General features: G+C 68.0%; 11 protein-coding genes. 8 read left to right on the top strand and 3 right to left on the bottom strand.

The window, feature by feature from the left end:
• Positions 1-91 precede the first annotated feature (91 nt).
• The 8 genes from ACXJJ3_RS39090 (at position 92) to ACXJJ3_RS39125 (ending at position 8,330) form a co-directional block, all read left to right on the top strand.
• Positions 92-1,444: an aminotransferase-like domain-containing protein gene (locus ACXJJ3_RS39090; protein WP_458167031.1), complete on the top strand. Its 1,353-nt coding sequence runs from the start codon at positions 92-94 to the stop codon at positions 1,442-1,444.
• Between the two features lie 73 nt (positions 1,445-1,517).
• Positions 1,518-2,411 carry a pyridoxal 5'-phosphate synthase lyase subunit PdxS gene (gene pdxS / locus ACXJJ3_RS39095; RefSeq protein WP_458167033.1) on the top strand — a complete coding sequence of 298 codons (894 nt, stop codon included), beginning with the start codon at positions 1,518-1,520 and terminating at the stop codon, positions 2,409-2,411.
• A 409-nt stretch (positions 2,412-2,820) separates the two neighbouring features.
• On the top strand, positions 2,821-4,236 hold the full coding sequence (ngcE, locus tag ACXJJ3_RS39100) for an N-acetylglucosamine/diacetylchitobiose ABC transporter substrate-binding protein (RefSeq protein ID WP_458167035.1): 1,416 nt from the start codon (positions 2,821-2,823) through the stop codon (positions 4,234-4,236).
• The gene (locus ACXJJ3_RS39105; protein ID WP_458167036.1) at positions 4,233-5,228 is read left to right on the top strand and encodes a carbohydrate ABC transporter permease; all 996 of its coding nucleotides are present in this window, start codon (positions 4,233-4,235) and stop codon (positions 5,226-5,228) included. The genes ngcE and ACXJJ3_RS39105 overlap by 4 nt, the downstream gene beginning before the upstream one ends.
• Positions 5,225-6,106 (top strand): carbohydrate ABC transporter permease, encoded by an 882-nt coding sequence (locus ACXJJ3_RS39110; RefSeq protein WP_458167038.1) that lies wholly within the window; start codon positions 5,225-5,227, stop codon positions 6,104-6,106. The genes ACXJJ3_RS39105 and ACXJJ3_RS39110 overlap by 4 nt, the downstream gene beginning before the upstream one ends.
• 187 nt (positions 6,107-6,293) lie before the next feature.
• Positions 6,294-6,845, top strand: a complete 552-nt coding sequence (locus ACXJJ3_RS39115; RefSeq protein WP_458167039.1) for a DUF6891 domain-containing protein — start codon at positions 6,294-6,296, stop codon at positions 6,843-6,845.
• A 97-nt stretch (positions 6,846-6,942) separates the two neighbouring features.
• Entirely contained in the window at positions 6,943-7,536 is a 594-nt protein-coding gene (gene pdxT / locus ACXJJ3_RS39120) for a pyridoxal 5'-phosphate synthase glutaminase subunit PdxT (protein ID WP_458167041.1), read from the top strand.
• 32 nt (positions 7,537-7,568) lie between these two features.
• Positions 7,569-8,330 carry a YebC/PmpR family DNA-binding transcriptional regulator gene (locus tag ACXJJ3_RS39125; protein WP_458167042.1) on the top strand — a complete coding sequence of 254 codons (762 nt, stop codon included), beginning with the start codon at positions 7,569-7,571 and terminating at the stop codon, positions 8,328-8,330.
• 78 nt (positions 8,331-8,408) lie between these two features.
• On the opposite strand, the gene ACXJJ3_RS39130 is transcribed toward ACXJJ3_RS39125, so the two are convergent.
• From ACXJJ3_RS39130 to ACXJJ3_RS39140, 3 genes are read right to left on the bottom strand one after another with little or no spacing between them, the layout of a single operon-like run.
• Entirely contained in the window at positions 8,409-11,069 is a 2,661-nt protein-coding gene (locus tag ACXJJ3_RS39130) for an exo-rhamnogalacturonan lyase family protein (protein ID WP_458167043.1), read from the bottom strand.
• A gap of 5 nt (positions 11,070-11,074) precedes the next feature.
• Positions 11,075-13,591: an exo-rhamnogalacturonan lyase family protein gene (locus ACXJJ3_RS39135; RefSeq protein WP_458167044.1), complete on the bottom strand. Its 2,517-nt coding sequence runs from the start codon at positions 13,589-13,591 to the stop codon at positions 11,075-11,077.
• Positions 13,588-14,475 carry a carbohydrate ABC transporter permease gene (locus tag ACXJJ3_RS39140; RefSeq protein ID WP_458167045.1) on the bottom strand — a complete coding sequence of 296 codons (888 nt, stop codon included), beginning with the start codon at positions 14,473-14,475 and terminating at the stop codon, positions 13,588-13,590. Before ACXJJ3_RS39140 ends, ACXJJ3_RS39135 begins: the two co-directional genes overlap by 4 nt.
• Positions 14,476-14,482: the final 7 nt, after the last annotated feature.

Consider the following 14,482-nt stretch of genomic DNA (forward strand, 5'->3'; position numbering starts at 1 on the left):
CTTTGGGCACGTACCAACCATCTCCGGAGCGGAAAACTGGTTGATCGGTGCTCAAGGACGGGCGTAAGGCCAGTTGTGGGAAGCTGGACTTATGTGGCGGGTGGGGGACCTGGATACCGCGGACGGGACCAAGACCGAGCAGGTCGAGGGGCTGGTACTGCGGCGGATCGAACGCGGCGACCTGTCGATCGGGTCGCGGCTGCCGTCGGAGCGGGTACTGGCGGAGCGCCTCGGTGTCAGCCGGGTGACCGTCGTCCGGGCGCTGGAGAACCTGCGGCGGGACGGCGTACTGGAGACGAAGCGCGGGTCGGGGACCGTCGTACGACCACTCGACCGGCTGCTGGACCCGGTCGCGCCGGCGTCGACGGTGACCGCGGGGGACCGGCCGGTGCTGGACCTGCGCTTCGCGACCACGGCCGCGCCGCACGACGTAGCGGAGGCGGCGGCGCAGATCGTGCAGGACGGGCTACCGCAGGCGATGGGCGGGGACGGTCCGCCGCCGGGTGGTTCGCCGGAGCTGCGGGCCGCGCTGGCCGAACGCCTCACCAAGGAAGGCGTTCCGACCGAGCCGGAGCAGCTCACGCTGACCGTCGGGGCAGCGGCCGGGCTGAATGCGGCCCTGGCCGGATTGGACCTCGGCCCGGGCGTCGCGATCACCGAGACCCCGACGTACCCGGCGGCCTTCGATCTGTTGCGTAAGCATCGGCTGGATGTGGCGGGCTGGCCGGCGGGTGTGTGGGACACCGATCAGCTGGCGCACCTGTGCCGGCGGCATCGGCCGAAGGTGATCTACCTGCAGGCGGACAACCACAACCCGACCGGGTTGAGCCTGCCTGCCGATCGGCGGCAGACCGTGGTGGAGATCGCACGGCGTTATGGGGCGGCGCTGATCAGTGACGAGACCATGCGGCCGTTGTGGCTGGCGAGTGGTAAGCAGGCCGATCCGCTGAGTCGCTATCCCCGGACTGTCAGTGTGGGCTCGCTGTCCAAGACGGTGTGGGGTGGGTTGCGGGTCGGGTGGGTGCGCACCGGGAAGCAGTTGAGACGACGGATCAACACGGCTGCGCAGCTGAGTGTCGCATCGCCGAGCGCGTTGGACGATCTGCTGGCGCAGGCGATCGTTCCCAAGCTGGACAAGGTGATCGGACGACGACGAACGCGGCTGCGCGCCAACCTGAACGCGCTGGAGACCGGTCTGCGGTCGCTCGACGGTGTGGCGTGGGCCACCCCGACCGGCGGTATGACGCTCTGGCTGGAGTTGACCGAGACCCGCTCGCGGCGGGTCCTGGACGCGGCCCGCGAGCGGTCCCTCCTGCTCGGCGCCGGCGACCTGTTCACGCCGGACGCGACCGACCGCCGGCACATCCGGATCCCGTTCACCGCGCCGCCGGCGACGCTGCGGCTGGTGGTCGCCCGGCTCGCTGAGGCGCTTCAGTCCACTTGATCCGGAGTGGACTGAAGTTGGGTGCCTGTCACCTCCTAACCTGGGAAACGAGCCCCACGACCAGGAGGATGCAGTGAGCCAGCAGAACGAGACCGGTACCGCGAAGGTGAAGCGCGGCATGGCGGAGATGCTCAAGGGCGGCGTGATCATGGACGTCGTCACCGCCGAGCAGGCCAAGATCGCCGAGGACGCGGGCGCGGTCGCGGTGATGGCGCTCGAGCGGGTCCCGGCCGACATCCGCGCGCAGGGCGGCGTCTCCCGGATGAGCGACCCGGACATGATCGACAGCATCATCGGCGCGGTCTCGATCCCCGTGATGGCCAAGGCCCGGATCGGACACTTCGTCGAGGCCCAGGTGCTGCAGAGCCTCGGTGTGGACTACATCGACGAGTCCGAGGTGCTCACCCCGGCCGACTACGCGAACCACATCGACAAGTGGCAGTTCACGGTGCCGTTCGTCTGCGGCGCGACCAACCTCGGCGAGGCGCTGCGCCGGATCACCGAAGGTGCGGCGATGATCCGCTCCAAGGGCGAGGCCGGTACCGGTGACGTGTCCAACGCGACCACGCACATGCGCCAGATCCGCCAGGAGGTCCGCAAGCTGCAGAGCCTTCCCGAGGATGAGCTGTACGTCGCCGCGAAGGAGCTGCAGGCGCCGTACGAGCTGGTCAAGGAGGTCGCCGCGCTCGGCAAGCTGCCGGTCGTACTGTTCACCGCCGGCGGCATCGCGACCCCGGCCGACGCCGCGATGATGATGCAGCTCGGTGCCGAGGGCGTGTTCGTCGGCTCCGGCATCTTCAAGTCCGGCAACCCCGCGCAGCGCGCCGAGGCGATCGTGAAGGCAACGACCTTCCACGACGACCCCGACGTGATCGCGAAGGTGTCCCGCGGCCTCGGCGAGGCGATGGTCGGCATCAACGTCGACGAGATCCCGCAGCCGCACCGGCTCGCCGAGCGCGGCTGGTAAACGAACCTGAACCGACCGAACCCGGTCGCCGGATTCACACCGGCGGCCGGGTTTGCTTTGCTCTGAGGTCACGAAATGGGATCGGATTCGGCGCGTCGGTCGCGGTGGTGCGGTAGGACGGTAAGCGTGGGTTCGTGCGCTGCAGAAGTCGTTCGAGGCTGGTTGCCCGCCGGTCGCCGGGTCCGGGACTCGCCGTCGCAAGGCTTGACGGCGAACGACTTTGGTCAAGATACTGCGAAAATACCCGGGCGTGCAGTGGGTCCGAACGCGCACTGCTGTCAATCGTGGGGCTGGACCGTGAGCATCCAGCCGCACCGAGCGCTGGCCGCCAACGGAACGGGGGACGCTCACCACAAGGGGCAGGTGCCAACAGCACCGTCGGGAATCTAGCGAGAAGAGGCAGGACCACATGAGCGAGACCAGCAAGATCGGACGTCGAGGTTTCCTGCGGGGGAGCCTGGCGGCGGCCGCGGTGCTTCCCCTCAGCGGCGCGCTGGCCAGCTGCGCGAGCAGCGGCAACACCGGTAGCAACAGCTCCGGCTCGACCGGGACCAAGAGCGCCGACAACCCGTTCGGGATGGCGGCCAAGTCGACGGTCGACGCGGTGATCTTCAACGGCGGTTACGGCTACGACTACGTGCAGTTCGCGGCCGACGTGGCGCAGAAGAAGCAGTCGGGCTCGACGTTCAAGGTGTCGCCGTCCACGCAGATCGCCCAGCAGTTGCAGCCGCGCTTCGTCGGCGGCAACCCGCCGGACCTGATCGACAACTCCGGCGCCGGCCAGATCGGCTTCAACACGATCCTGGACCAGCTGGAGACGCTGGACGACCTCTTCGAGGCCAACAACTACGAGGGCACGAAGATCGCCGACACCCTGTACCCGGGTGCGAAGAACCCGGGTACGTTCGACGGCAAGTTCGTCGCGATGAACTACGTCCTCACCCTGTACGGCATCTGGTACTCCGACAGCCTGTTCAAGGAGAACGGCTGGACCCCGCCGAAGACGTACCCCGAGCTTCTCGACCTCGGCGCCAAGGCCAAGGCGAAGGGCAAGTACCTGTTCGTCTGGGGCAAGGAAGCCGCGACCTACTACCACACGATGGCCGTCGACGGCGCGATCAAGGAGGGTGGCGACGAGGTCCGGCTGGCGCTGGAGAACCTGAAGCCGAACGCCTGGTCGATGCCGCAGTTCCAGGGCATCTTCAAGGCCCTGGAGACCATGGTCAAGAACGGGTACTTCGTCCCCGGTGGCGCCGGTACCCAGTTCACCGCCGCGCAGGCGAAGTGGAGCAACGACCAGCAGGCGATCCTCTACCCCTCGGGCTCGTGGATCGAGAACGAGATGAAGAAGGCCACCAAGGCGGGCTTCGACATGAAGGGCGTCCCGGAGCCGACGCTCACCGACAGCCCGAAGCTGCCGTACGCGTCGCTGCGCAGCGCGGCGGGTGAGCCGTACATCGTCCCGTCGAAGGGCAAGAACGTCGCCGGCGGCAAGGAACTGCTGCGGGCGATGCTGTCCAAGGACGCGGCGACCAACTTCGCCAAGACGCGGCTGGCACCGACCATCGTCAAGGGCCTCGTCCCCGCCGACGGCTTCGGTTCGACCGCGTTGCAGTCGCAGACCCAGATGCTGGACGCCGCCGGCACGAACGTCTTCGACTACCAGGTGTTCGGCCTGTACGGCATGAACACCGACCAGCTGGTGGTCTGGAACTCGTTCCTGTCCGGCCAGCTGGACGCGGCCGGCCTGACGAAGGGCCTGCAGCAGATCATGGACAAGGTCCGCAACGACCCCTCCGTCAAGAAGATTCCGGTCACGAAGTGACCGTGACGCAAGATGTGGTGCCGGGTGCCGGATCCAAGCGATCCGGCACCCGGCGGCGCCGGCCGCTGACCTTCGACCGGGTCAGCTTCATGGTCGTGTTCCTCGGCCTGCCGCTGGCGATCTTCATCGTCTTCGTGGTCTCCCCGTTCGTGCAGGCGCTGTACTACTCGCTGACCGACTGGTCCGGGTTCAGCTCGGGGATGAACTTCGTCGGCTTCGACAACTACGTGAAGCTGTTCCACGACGACATCTTCCTGAAGGCCGTCCGGAACAACGTCGAACTCGCGATCGTGGTGCCGATCGTCACGATCGTGCTGGCGCTGACACTGGCCACGCTGGTGACGACCGGCGGCTCGGGCACCGGGACGGTCCGTGGGCTGAAGAACTCCAGCTTCTACCGGATCGTCTCGTTCTTCCCGTACGTCATCCCGGCGATCGTGATCGGCCTGATCTGGGCGCAGGTGTTCACGCCGGGCTCCGGCATCCTGGACGCCGTGCTGTCGAAGATCGGCCTGCACCAGATGGCGAACTTCGCTTGGCTCGGCGACGCGCGGACCGCGATGCCGGTCTCGATGTTCGTGATGATCTGGGGCGGCGTCGGCTTCTACATGGTGCTGTTCATCGCGGCCATCCGCGGTATCGACCCGGAGGTCTTCGAGGCCGCCCGGATCGACGGCGCCGGCCGGTTCCGGACCGCGGTGGGCATCACGCTGCCGCTGATCCGGGACAACGTGCAGACGGCGTACATCTATCTGGGGATCGCCGCGCTGGACGCGTTCGTCTACATGCAGGCGCTGAACCCCGGCGGCGGCCCGCAGAACTCGACCCTGGTCATGCCCCAGCAACTGTTCACCACCGCCTTCACCAAGGGGCAGTTCGGCTACTCGACGGCGATGGGCGTGGTCCTCGCCGCCGTGACGCTGCTGTTCGCGTTCATCGTCTTCCTGGTGAACGCCCTGACCGGCGGACGTGAGCGAAAGGTACGCCGATGACTACGACCGCCGAACCGGTCACCGCCTCCCGCCCCCAGGTGCACGGGGCCCGCGAGGGCCGGGGCGTCGCCGCCACCGCCCACGTCGCGCTGATCATCTGGTCGCTGCTGGTGGTCCTGCCGCTGGTGTGGACGCTGATCTCCTCGTTCAAGTCGACCCAGGAGGTGCTCGGCAACCCGCTGGCGCTGCCGAGCAAGCTGCGGTTCAGCAACTACGCGAACGCCTGGACGACGGCCGGTATCGGCCGGTACTTCCTCAACACGGTGGTCGTCGTCGGGTGCGCGCTGGTGCTGGTGATGGTCCTCGGCGCCATGTGCGCGTACGTGCTGGCCAGGTTCACGTTCCCGGGCAACCGGCTGATCTACTACGCGATGCTGGCCGGCCTGACCTTCCCGGTCTTCCTGGCGATCGTGCCGCTGTTCTTCGTCCTCAAGAACCTCTCGCTGCTGAACACCCTGCCAGGGTTGATCATCACCTACGTCGCGTTCGCGCTGCCGTTCACCGTGTTCTTCCTGCACTCGTTCTTCAAGCAGCTGCCGGGCGAGGTGTACGAGGCGGCGCAGATCGACGGCGCGGGGGAGTGGCGCTCGTTCTTCTCGGTGATGCTGCCGATGGCGCGGCCGGGCATGGCCTCGGTTGCCATCTTCAACTTCCTCGGGTTGTGGAACCAGTTCCTGCTGCCGGTCGCGCTGAACACCGACTCGAACAACTACGTGCTCTCCCAGGGCATGGCGTCGTTCGCGTCGCAGGCCGGGTACGCGGTGGACTTCGGCGCGTTGTTCGCCGCCGTGGTGATCACCGTGGCGCCGGTGCTGGTCGTCTACATCATCTTCCAGCGGCAACTGCAGGCCTCCGCCACCGCCGGCGGTGTCAAGTAGGCGGTAGGGCAGGTCGCCCGCTCCCACGCCTACTGCGGGGCACTCGGCACGGCATCTCGCCGCACGGGTGCAAAGGCCACGATGCTCCGCATCGAGACCTTCGCCCCCGCGCGCCGAGCTACCGCACCGAGCACCTCCTCGCTACGGCGCGGGAGCGGGCGACCTGCCCTGGACTACGCTTGGGAGCATGCACGTCGACGAGCGGACCGCCCGGGAACTGCGCGGCCTGGCCCGCGTCCTGGTGCGGTCCGGGTATGCGGACCACGCGGCGATCACGGCGGCGCTGACCGAGGCGGTCCAGGAGGACGCGCCGTCGATGGACGCGTCCTCGCTGGTGCCGCTGCTGCTCGGCGAGGCCGTGATGGACCTCGAGCAGGAGACGGCCGGCTGGCCCGCGATCACCGATTCGGACCGGCTGGACGACGTACTGAGTGAGCTGGAGTCCCTGGGCGTCGTGGTGGTCCGGTACACGACCGACCACCACGTCGCCCGGCGGGTGCTGGAGGCCGCGGACGACCCGCAGGGGCTGGTGTTTTTCACCGACACCGACGTCTGGCACGCGGTCGACTTCGGGATGCTCGAGCTGAAGGTCTGGCACCCCGACACCGCCAATGTCGCCCCCGGCGAGCCGCTCCTCGAGGACGTGCTCGCGCTCCTGCACCAGCACGACCTCCCCGCGGTCTTCGACGAGGGCCGCATCGAAGTCACGCTGAACTGGCAACGGAGAGTGACGCTGTGACTGCACTGATGTCGCGACTCCGTCGCGACGGGTCACGGGGCTTTTGCTCCCGGTCTTCCCTCGTCGCTCCGCTCCTCAGTCCAGACCGGGAGGCCCCGTGACCGTGATCGGTGTCTTCGCACTGCAGGGCAACGTGCGCGAACACCTCGCGATGCTGACCGCGGTCGGCGTGGAGGCTCGTCCGGTACGGCGCCCCGCGGAGCTCGAGCAGGTCGACGCGATGGTGCTCCCGGGCGGCGAGTCGACCACGATGTACAAGCTGGCCCGGTCGTTCGAGCTGTTCGAGCCGCTGCAGAAGCGGATCGCGGACGGGATGCCGGTGTTCGGGACCTGCGCCGGGATGATCATGCTCGCCGACGACATCGCCGGCGGGATCAGCGGCCAGGAGACGCTCGGCGGGCTGGACGTCACGGTCCGGCGGAACGCGTTCGGCCGCCAGGTCGACTCGTTCGAGGCCGATCTCGAGTTCCCCGGCTTCGACACGCCGTACCATGCTGTGTTCATCCGCGCACCGTGGGTGGAGCGCGTCGGTCCGGGTGTCCAGGTACTCTCGACGGTGAGGTCGGGCCCTGCCGCAGGTAGGATCGTCGCGGTTCGCCACGATCGGCTGCTGGCCACGTCGTTCCATCCGGAGATGACCGGGGACGCCAGGCTGCACGGGTACTTCGCCGAGCTGGTCCGCGGCCTTTAGACGTTCGTTGCAGTGAGAAGGGTTGGTTCGCCATGTCAGGCCACTCCAAGTGGGCCACCACGAAGCACAAGAAGGCCGTCATCGACGCGAAGCGCGGCAAGCTCTTCGCGAAGCTGATCAAGAACATCGAGGTGGCCGCCCGGATGGGCGGTGGCGACCCTGGCGGGAACCCGACCCTGTACGACGCCATCCAGAAGGCGAAGAAGTCGTCGGTCCCGAACGACAACATCGACCGCGCCGTCAAGCGCGGCTCCGGTGCCGAGGCGGGCGGCGCGGAGTACCAGACGATCATGTACGAGGGCTACGGCCCGAACGGCGTGGCGATGCTGGTCGAGTGCCTCACCGACAACCGGAACCGGGCCGCCGCCGACGTCCGGACGGCGATGTCCCGCAACGGCGGCTCGCTCGCCGACCCGAACTCGGTCGCGTACCTGTTCAACCGCAAGGGCGTCATCGTCCTCAACAAGGACCAGGACGGTAAGTCGCTGTCCGAGGACGACGTGATGGAGGCCGTCCTGGAGGCCGGCGCCGACGAGGTGAACGACCTCGGCGAGTCCTGGGAGGTCGTCACCGAGGCCACCGACATGGTCGCGGCCCGCACCGCCCTGCAGGACGCCGGCATCGACTACGAGTCCGCCGACGTCCAGTTCGTCCCGTCCATGACGGTGGAACTGGACGCCGACGGCGCCGGCAAGATCTTCCGCCTGATCGACGCTCTCGAAGACAGCGACGACGTCCAGAACGTCTACGCCAACTTCGACGTGTCGGACGAAATCATGGCCGAGGTCGGCTGACCTCCGCCCCCTCCGGTTCCAGGGACCCGGGGAGGATCTCTTCCTGATCTGGACAGAGATCCTCCCCGGGTTCGTGTGTCACGGGTTGACGATCTGGTCGCCTACCAGAGCGAGGGTTTGGATGGCGGCGAGGCCGTAGAGGGCTGTGGTGTTGGTGGACACCCACTTGGCGGCCTTGGTCGGGTTCAGGGTGGACGTGACGTCGTCGGCCGACCAAGGGAGGGCCGGGGCGTAGCCGTCGCCGGTGTAGAACTCCTTCCAGGCGCGCGCGGCCAGGTCGTTGCGGTTCAGGCGGACGGCGGCGTACGCCGTGAGCCGGGCGTGGCCCTGGCGGAGGATGAGGTTGCCGAAGTACGCGCCACACTCGGCCGTCTGTTCCGCGCGGGTCGCGTTGAACAGGCGGCAGTACTGCAGCCAGGCGGCCTCGAACGCCGGTAGGTCGACCAGGTCGATCAGTTCGGCACAGATCTCCACCTCGCCGAACATCGCGCTCAGGTGCGACACGCTGACAGTCTTCGCGGTCACCGGCGCGAACCGGCCGGTGTCCAGGTCGTACAGCCCGCTCCCGGTGACGAACCCGTTCGGCATCGCGCCGATCGTCTCCATCGTCCCGAGCAGCTTCGCCTTCGCCACGGCCGCCTTCGGGCCCTGCCGTTCCCATTCGGTCAGCCAGGCGGCCGCGAGCCCGCTCCAGTCCGTCCCGAGGCCGATCGACAGCGCGTGCGGGTCGGGCGTGTACGGCTCGGTCCGGATCTTCCGCAGCGGGTCCAGCACCAGGAACGTCTGGTCCGAGTCGACCAGCTCCGACAGCAGGTCGCCCGTCCGCTCGTCGGCGGTCAGGTAGTAGTAGAACCGCCGGTACGCCGCCGTACTGATGCGCTGCTGTTTCGCGCTGTCCGCCCAGTGCTGTACGCCGTGCCGCGTCCCGAGGCCGGCCCATTTGCCGAGGTGGTACACGTCGACCTCGCCGGTGTGCCGGGTCATCGCCTCCGCGAACCGGAAGATGTCGGCGCGCCCGGACCGCAGGAACGCGTACCAGAGCCACAGGTCCGGGGAGAGCTCGGAGTTGTCCCACGCGTACCCGCCGACGTCGTACCGCCACACCAGCCGGTCCTCGTCGAACGTGTGCATGATGTCGCCGTAGTCCCAGAACCCGTACCAGTGCCGTGACTCGACCTGCCCGCGGTAGTAGTCGAACAGGAAGTCGAGGTGGTCCTCGATCGCCTTCTTGGCCGGCACCGACCGGTCCACCGGCGTGAACAGCCCGCCGAACACCCGTGTACTCACCAGCTGGTCCACGGGATTCACCAGCTGCGGCGGAGTCCGTACCTGGTCCGCCATGTCGCCCAGCCGCGCAGCGTTGGGTGTCGCCCCGAGCGCCCAGAACGTCAGCTCCGACGTCCGCGCGATGCCGTACGGCGTACCGAAACCGGGCTCGTAGTCCTCGTAGGTGATCTCGAGCGCGTCCAGCTGCTTCGGGTACGTGTCCTCGCCCATACCGTCGTGGTAGAACCGCGTGTCCATCGCACCGGCCGCGGGCGACCACAGCCAGACGGTGACCTCGGCGTCGTCGCTCGCGGCGTTCCGGACGTCCAGCTGGGTGGGGTGCCGCTGCCAGAAGTCCCTGAGCCCAAAGGCGAATCCGCCGCTCACCCCGCCGACGTACCCGAGCCCGGACGCCCGCTTACCCTGGTCGACGGACACCCAGCCCCGGCCTGTCGCGGTCCGTTTGCGGACGGTGAACCCGTCCGCGGTCAGCTGGCTGAGCGAGTAGTCGCCCCACTGCGGGATCCACTGCAGCCGCGTCGTCACCCGCTGGTCCCAGGTCGCCGGATCCGGCAGCTTGGTCCCCGCGATCTGTGCGGACCGTACGCCGGCGCCCGGGTCGCGCCGCAGCCCGGTGATGCCCTGCACCGCCTCGGACACCATGCCGTGCCCTTCGCCGACGAACCGGACGTGCCGGTCGTACGCCGCGTCCCGCATCGGCACCGAGAACCGCACACCGAGCCCGGCGACGTAGTCCTTCTGCCCGTCGCGGTCGTACACGAACGTGTGCACCATCCGCACGTTCTCCGCACCGGCCACGAAGTACAGCCGCACCGAGAACGGCAGCCAGGTCACGCCCTTGCGCGACTTGTGCCGCCCTTCGATCCGGACCACGGCCCGCACCGGCCCGGACTGCTCGACGGTGACCTTCGTGATGTCGCTGTCGAACCGTTCCCGGACAGCACCGCCTTCCTCGTCGTCGGCGATCTTGTCCTGCTTGAGGTTGATCAGCCGGCCCTTGTGCGCGATCAGCACGCTGCCGCGCCAGATGTGGCTGATCAGGTCGGTGCCGCTCTTGCGGATCCGGACCTTGATCACGCCGGTGTTCACGTCGACGTACATCTTCTCGTCGGCGACCGTGACGGGCTGCGCGGGCGCGGTCGCCGTACCGGGGCCGAGCGTGTAGGACTCGGCCGGGGCGTCCACGGCGATCGCGTGCGCGCTCCACTTGAGCGTTCCGTCTGGCCAGTACGCGGTCGGCCAGCTCTGCAGCGGAACGGCGGTGCCGTCCGCGGACGTGAGCGCGAACGACTGGTTCGCCGGTACGGCGCCCTTCGGCCACGGCGTACCCCAAGTCGTGACAGCGGCCGTGGTGGGCTTGCCTTCGAGCCAGCTGAGCTTCACGTCCGGAGCGGCTGCTGCCGCGGCCGGTTGGGTGGTGTCGAGCAGGGACACCGCAGGTACTGCGGCCATTCCTGCTAGGACTGTGCGTCGGGAGACCTCCATGCCGTTCCACCTCTGTCGTGTCGGTGTTCGGGGATCAGGGACAGGTTCTGGATCGCTGCCAGCGCGTACTGCGCTGCGCCGTTGGTGCTGATGAAGGCGGCCTCGTCGACGGGCATCAGGCAGCCGTCAACGCGTGTGGTTTTCCATTCGGCCTTGTCCACAAGGAATGTGCGCCAGGCCAGCCGTGCGAGCTCGGGGTCGCCTGTGCGCGCGGCGGCGTACGCGGCCAAGCGGCTGTGGGCCAGTTCTTGCGAGATGCCCTGCAGCGGCTGGCCGAGCTCAGCCGCCTGCTCTTCGGGCGAGAGCAGGTACAGCCGGCAGTAGTCGAGCCAGGCCTTCTCGAACCCGGGTACGTCGAGGTCCAGGTCGATCAGCTCGGAACAGAGCTCAGGGAGCCCGAAGAGGCTGGAGAGATGCGAGATGGCGATGCCCTGGCGGCTGGTGTCGAAACGGCCGGTGGACAGGTCCAGCCGGGCGTTACCGGTCAGGAAGCCGTAGTGTAGGGACGCTATGTCGGCCATGGTCCCCAAGAGCCGCGCCCGTGCTCGCTCGTCGCCGTGTCGCTCCCAACGGGTGAGCCATGCGGCGGCCAGCGCGCCCCAGTCGACACCTAGCTCGATGGAGAGCGCGTGTGGGTCGGGGGAGTAGACGTCCGGCCGTACCTTGCGCTGTGGGTCGGTGCTGAGGAACGTGTCCTCGATGGAGGCGAGCTCGTCCAGCAGGTCGCCCGTGCGCTCGTCAGCGGTCAGGTAGTAGTAGAAGCGCCGGTAGATCGCGCTGGAGATCCGTACTTGCTTGCAGCTGCACCCCCAATGCTGCACGTTGTGCCGCGACCCCAGGCCCTTGAAACGGCCCAGATGATGTACGTCGACCTCGCCCGTGTGCCGGGTCATCGCCTCTGCGAACCGGAACACGTCCGCGCGGCCGGTCCGCAGATATTGGTACCAGAGCCACAGGTCTGGCGACAGTTCGGAGTTGTCCCACGCGAACCCGCCCACGTCGTACCGCCACGTGTGCCGGTCGGCGTCGTACGTGTGCATGACGTCGCCGTAGTCCCAGAACCCGTACCAGCGGCGCTCCTCGCGTTGTGCGACGTAGTACTGGAACAGGAAGTTCAGCCGGGCCTCGATGTCCTGGTGGTCCGCGGTCGGCAGGCTCCAGGTGCCGAACACGCCCGCCTCCAGCAGCCGCGCCGGGGCGACGGTCAGGAGGCCGGGGGAGTTCAGCAGTGAGACGTGCTCGGACAGCTCGGCTGCGGACGGTGTGGAGTCGTGGACGCGCAGCCGGAGCTCGTGCGTGCGGGCGATGCCGTGCGCGTTGCCGAAGCCGGGCTCGTAGTCCTCGTACGTGATCTCGAGACCTTCGAGCTGCTCCTCGTACGTGTCCTGGCCCATGCCGTCGTGCCAGTAGCGCATGTCCATGGGTGGCGCGCTGGGTGACCACATCCACACCGTGGCGGTGGCTACGTCGGTTGCCGCGTTCCGGATGTCCAGGCGGGTCGGGTGCAGCTTCCAGAAGTCCCGGAGTCCGAAGCCGAGTCCGCCGCTCACGCCGCCGACGTACCCGTAGCCGGGTGCCCTGGTGCCGGACGGGATCGTCACCCACCCGCGTCCCGGGGCGGTGCGTTTGCGGAGGGTGAAGCCGTCGGCACTGTTCTGGTCGAGCGTGTAGTCGTTCCACTGCGGGACGAGGTGCAGACGGTCGGCTACGTCGGGGTTGGGGATGTCGGCAACAGCCTCACCGGCCACCTGCTGACGGCGTACCTCCTCGCCGGGGTCGCGCCGCAGGCCGGTCAGACCGCGGACCGCCTCCGTGAGGAAGCCGGACGGACCGGCGAGCCGGACGTGGCGATTGTGCGGCTCGTCGCGCATGACGACGTCGGAGCTGATCCCGAGCCCGGCCAGGAAGTCCTGCTCCGGGTCCCCGTCCCACACGAAGCTGTGCACCACGCGGACGTCTGCGGCGCCCGCATAGAAGTACAACCGCACCGAGAACGGCAGCCAGTCGCCGTGCCGCCCTTCGAGCCGGACGGCGGCCCGCACCGGCCCGTGCTGTTCGACAATAAGATTGTCGACAATCCCCGTCGTCTGCCGGCCGTCGCGGATGCTGACCGGCCGCACCTCGCGGACGATCTCCCGCCCACCGGAAGCGATCGACGCGATCAGGTACGGCGTACGCAACGTCCAGGTGATCGCCCCCGACGTCACCCGCAGCTCGGCACCGGACCGCTCCACCTGCACCGGCTGCGTCGGCTCGGCCGGCTCCCCGGGCACCAGCTCGTACGACGGCTCCGGCCGCTCCGCCGGACCGATCGCGTGCGCCGACCACTTGACGGACCCGTCCGGCCAGGTCGCGGTCGTCCAGCTCTGCACCGGCGTACCGTCGGCCAACGCGAGCCGGGTGCCCTCGGCAACTGTCCCGCACGGCCACGGGACGCCCCAGGAAACGCCCTGTCTGCAAGGGGTTTCGAGCCAATGAAGTGTGGTCATTCTTTCACCGATCCGATCAGTACGCCCTTCGCGAAGTGTTTCTGCAGGAACGGGTAGAAGAACAGGATCGGCAGCGTCGCGACCACCACGACCGCGAACTTCAGGCCCTGCTCGGGGAACGTCACGGTCTCCAGCTGTTGCAGCACGTTCGCCGAGTCCGCGTTCGCCGCGGTCAGCTGGCGGACTATCATCTGCAGCGTCCACTTCTTGCTGTCGTCGATGTAGAGCAACGGCGACATGTAGTCGTTCCAGATCCCGACCGCGTAGAACAGCGAGAACGTCGCGATGATCGGCTTCGACAACGGCAGCACGATCCGCAGGAACACGTTCAGCTCGTTGCACCCGTCGATCCGTGCCGCTTCTTCGAGCGCCTCCGGCAGCTCCTGGAAGAAGCTCTTCACGACGATCAGGTAGAACGGGTTGATCGCCAGCGGCAGGATCAGCGCCCAGTAGCTGTCGAGCAATCCGAGATCGCGCACCACCAGGTATGTCGGGATCATGCCGCCGCTGAACACCAGCGTGAAGATCACCAGGTTCAGCACCAGTGCCCGCCCCGGCAGGAACCGCTTCGCCAGCGGGTACGCCATCGTCAGCGTCAGCACCAGCTGGATCACCGTGCCGACCGCGGTCACCAGGACCGTGGTCAGCAACGCCCGCACGAACGTGTCGGTGGAGAAGATGTAGTGGTACGTGTCGGTGACGAACTTGTGCGGCCAGAGGAAGAACGGCCGCGAGCTGATCTCCGACTCGGTCGCGAACGACCCGGCCAGCACGTACAGCAGCGGGAGCACCGTCACGAGCGCCAGAGCCGTCAGGAACACGACGTTGACGACGTCGAAGACCCGGCTCCCGACCGAGTCGTAGTACCGCACTCGTTGCTTCATCGAATCC

Source organism: Kribbella sp. WER1 (assembly GCF_054189145.1).

What these genes read in the sequence shown, in the direction of transcription:
- ACXJJ3_RS39090 (WP_458167031.1), top strand. Translation starts at nt 92, where the DNA reads ATGTGGCGGGTGGGGGACCTGGATACCGCGGACGGGACCAAGACCGAG.
- ngcE (WP_458167035.1), top strand. Translation starts at nt 2,821, where the DNA reads ATGAGCGAGACCAGCAAGATCGGACGTCGAGGTTTCCTGCGGGGGAGC.
- ACXJJ3_RS39110 (WP_458167038.1), top strand. Translation starts at nt 5,225, where the DNA reads ATGACTACGACCGCCGAACCGGTCACCGCCTCCCGCCCCCAGGTGCAC.
- ACXJJ3_RS39115 (WP_458167039.1), top strand. Translation starts at nt 6,294, where the DNA reads ATGCACGTCGACGAGCGGACCGCCCGGGAACTGCGCGGCCTGGCCCGC.
- ACXJJ3_RS39125 (WP_458167042.1), top strand. Translation starts at nt 7,569, where the DNA reads ATGTCAGGCCACTCCAAGTGGGCCACCACGAAGCACAAGAAGGCCGTC.
- ACXJJ3_RS39130 (WP_458167043.1), bottom strand. Translation starts at nt 11,069, where the DNA reads ATGGCCGCAGTACCTGCGGTGTCCCTGCTCGACACCACCCAACCGGCC.
- ACXJJ3_RS39135 (WP_458167044.1), bottom strand. Translation starts at nt 13,591, where the DNA reads ATGACCACACTTCATTGGCTCGAAACCCCTTGCAGACAGGGCGTTTCC.
- ACXJJ3_RS39140 (WP_458167045.1), bottom strand. Translation starts at nt 14,475, where the DNA reads ATGAAGCAACGAGTGCGGTACTACGACTCGGTCGGGAGCCGGGTCTTC.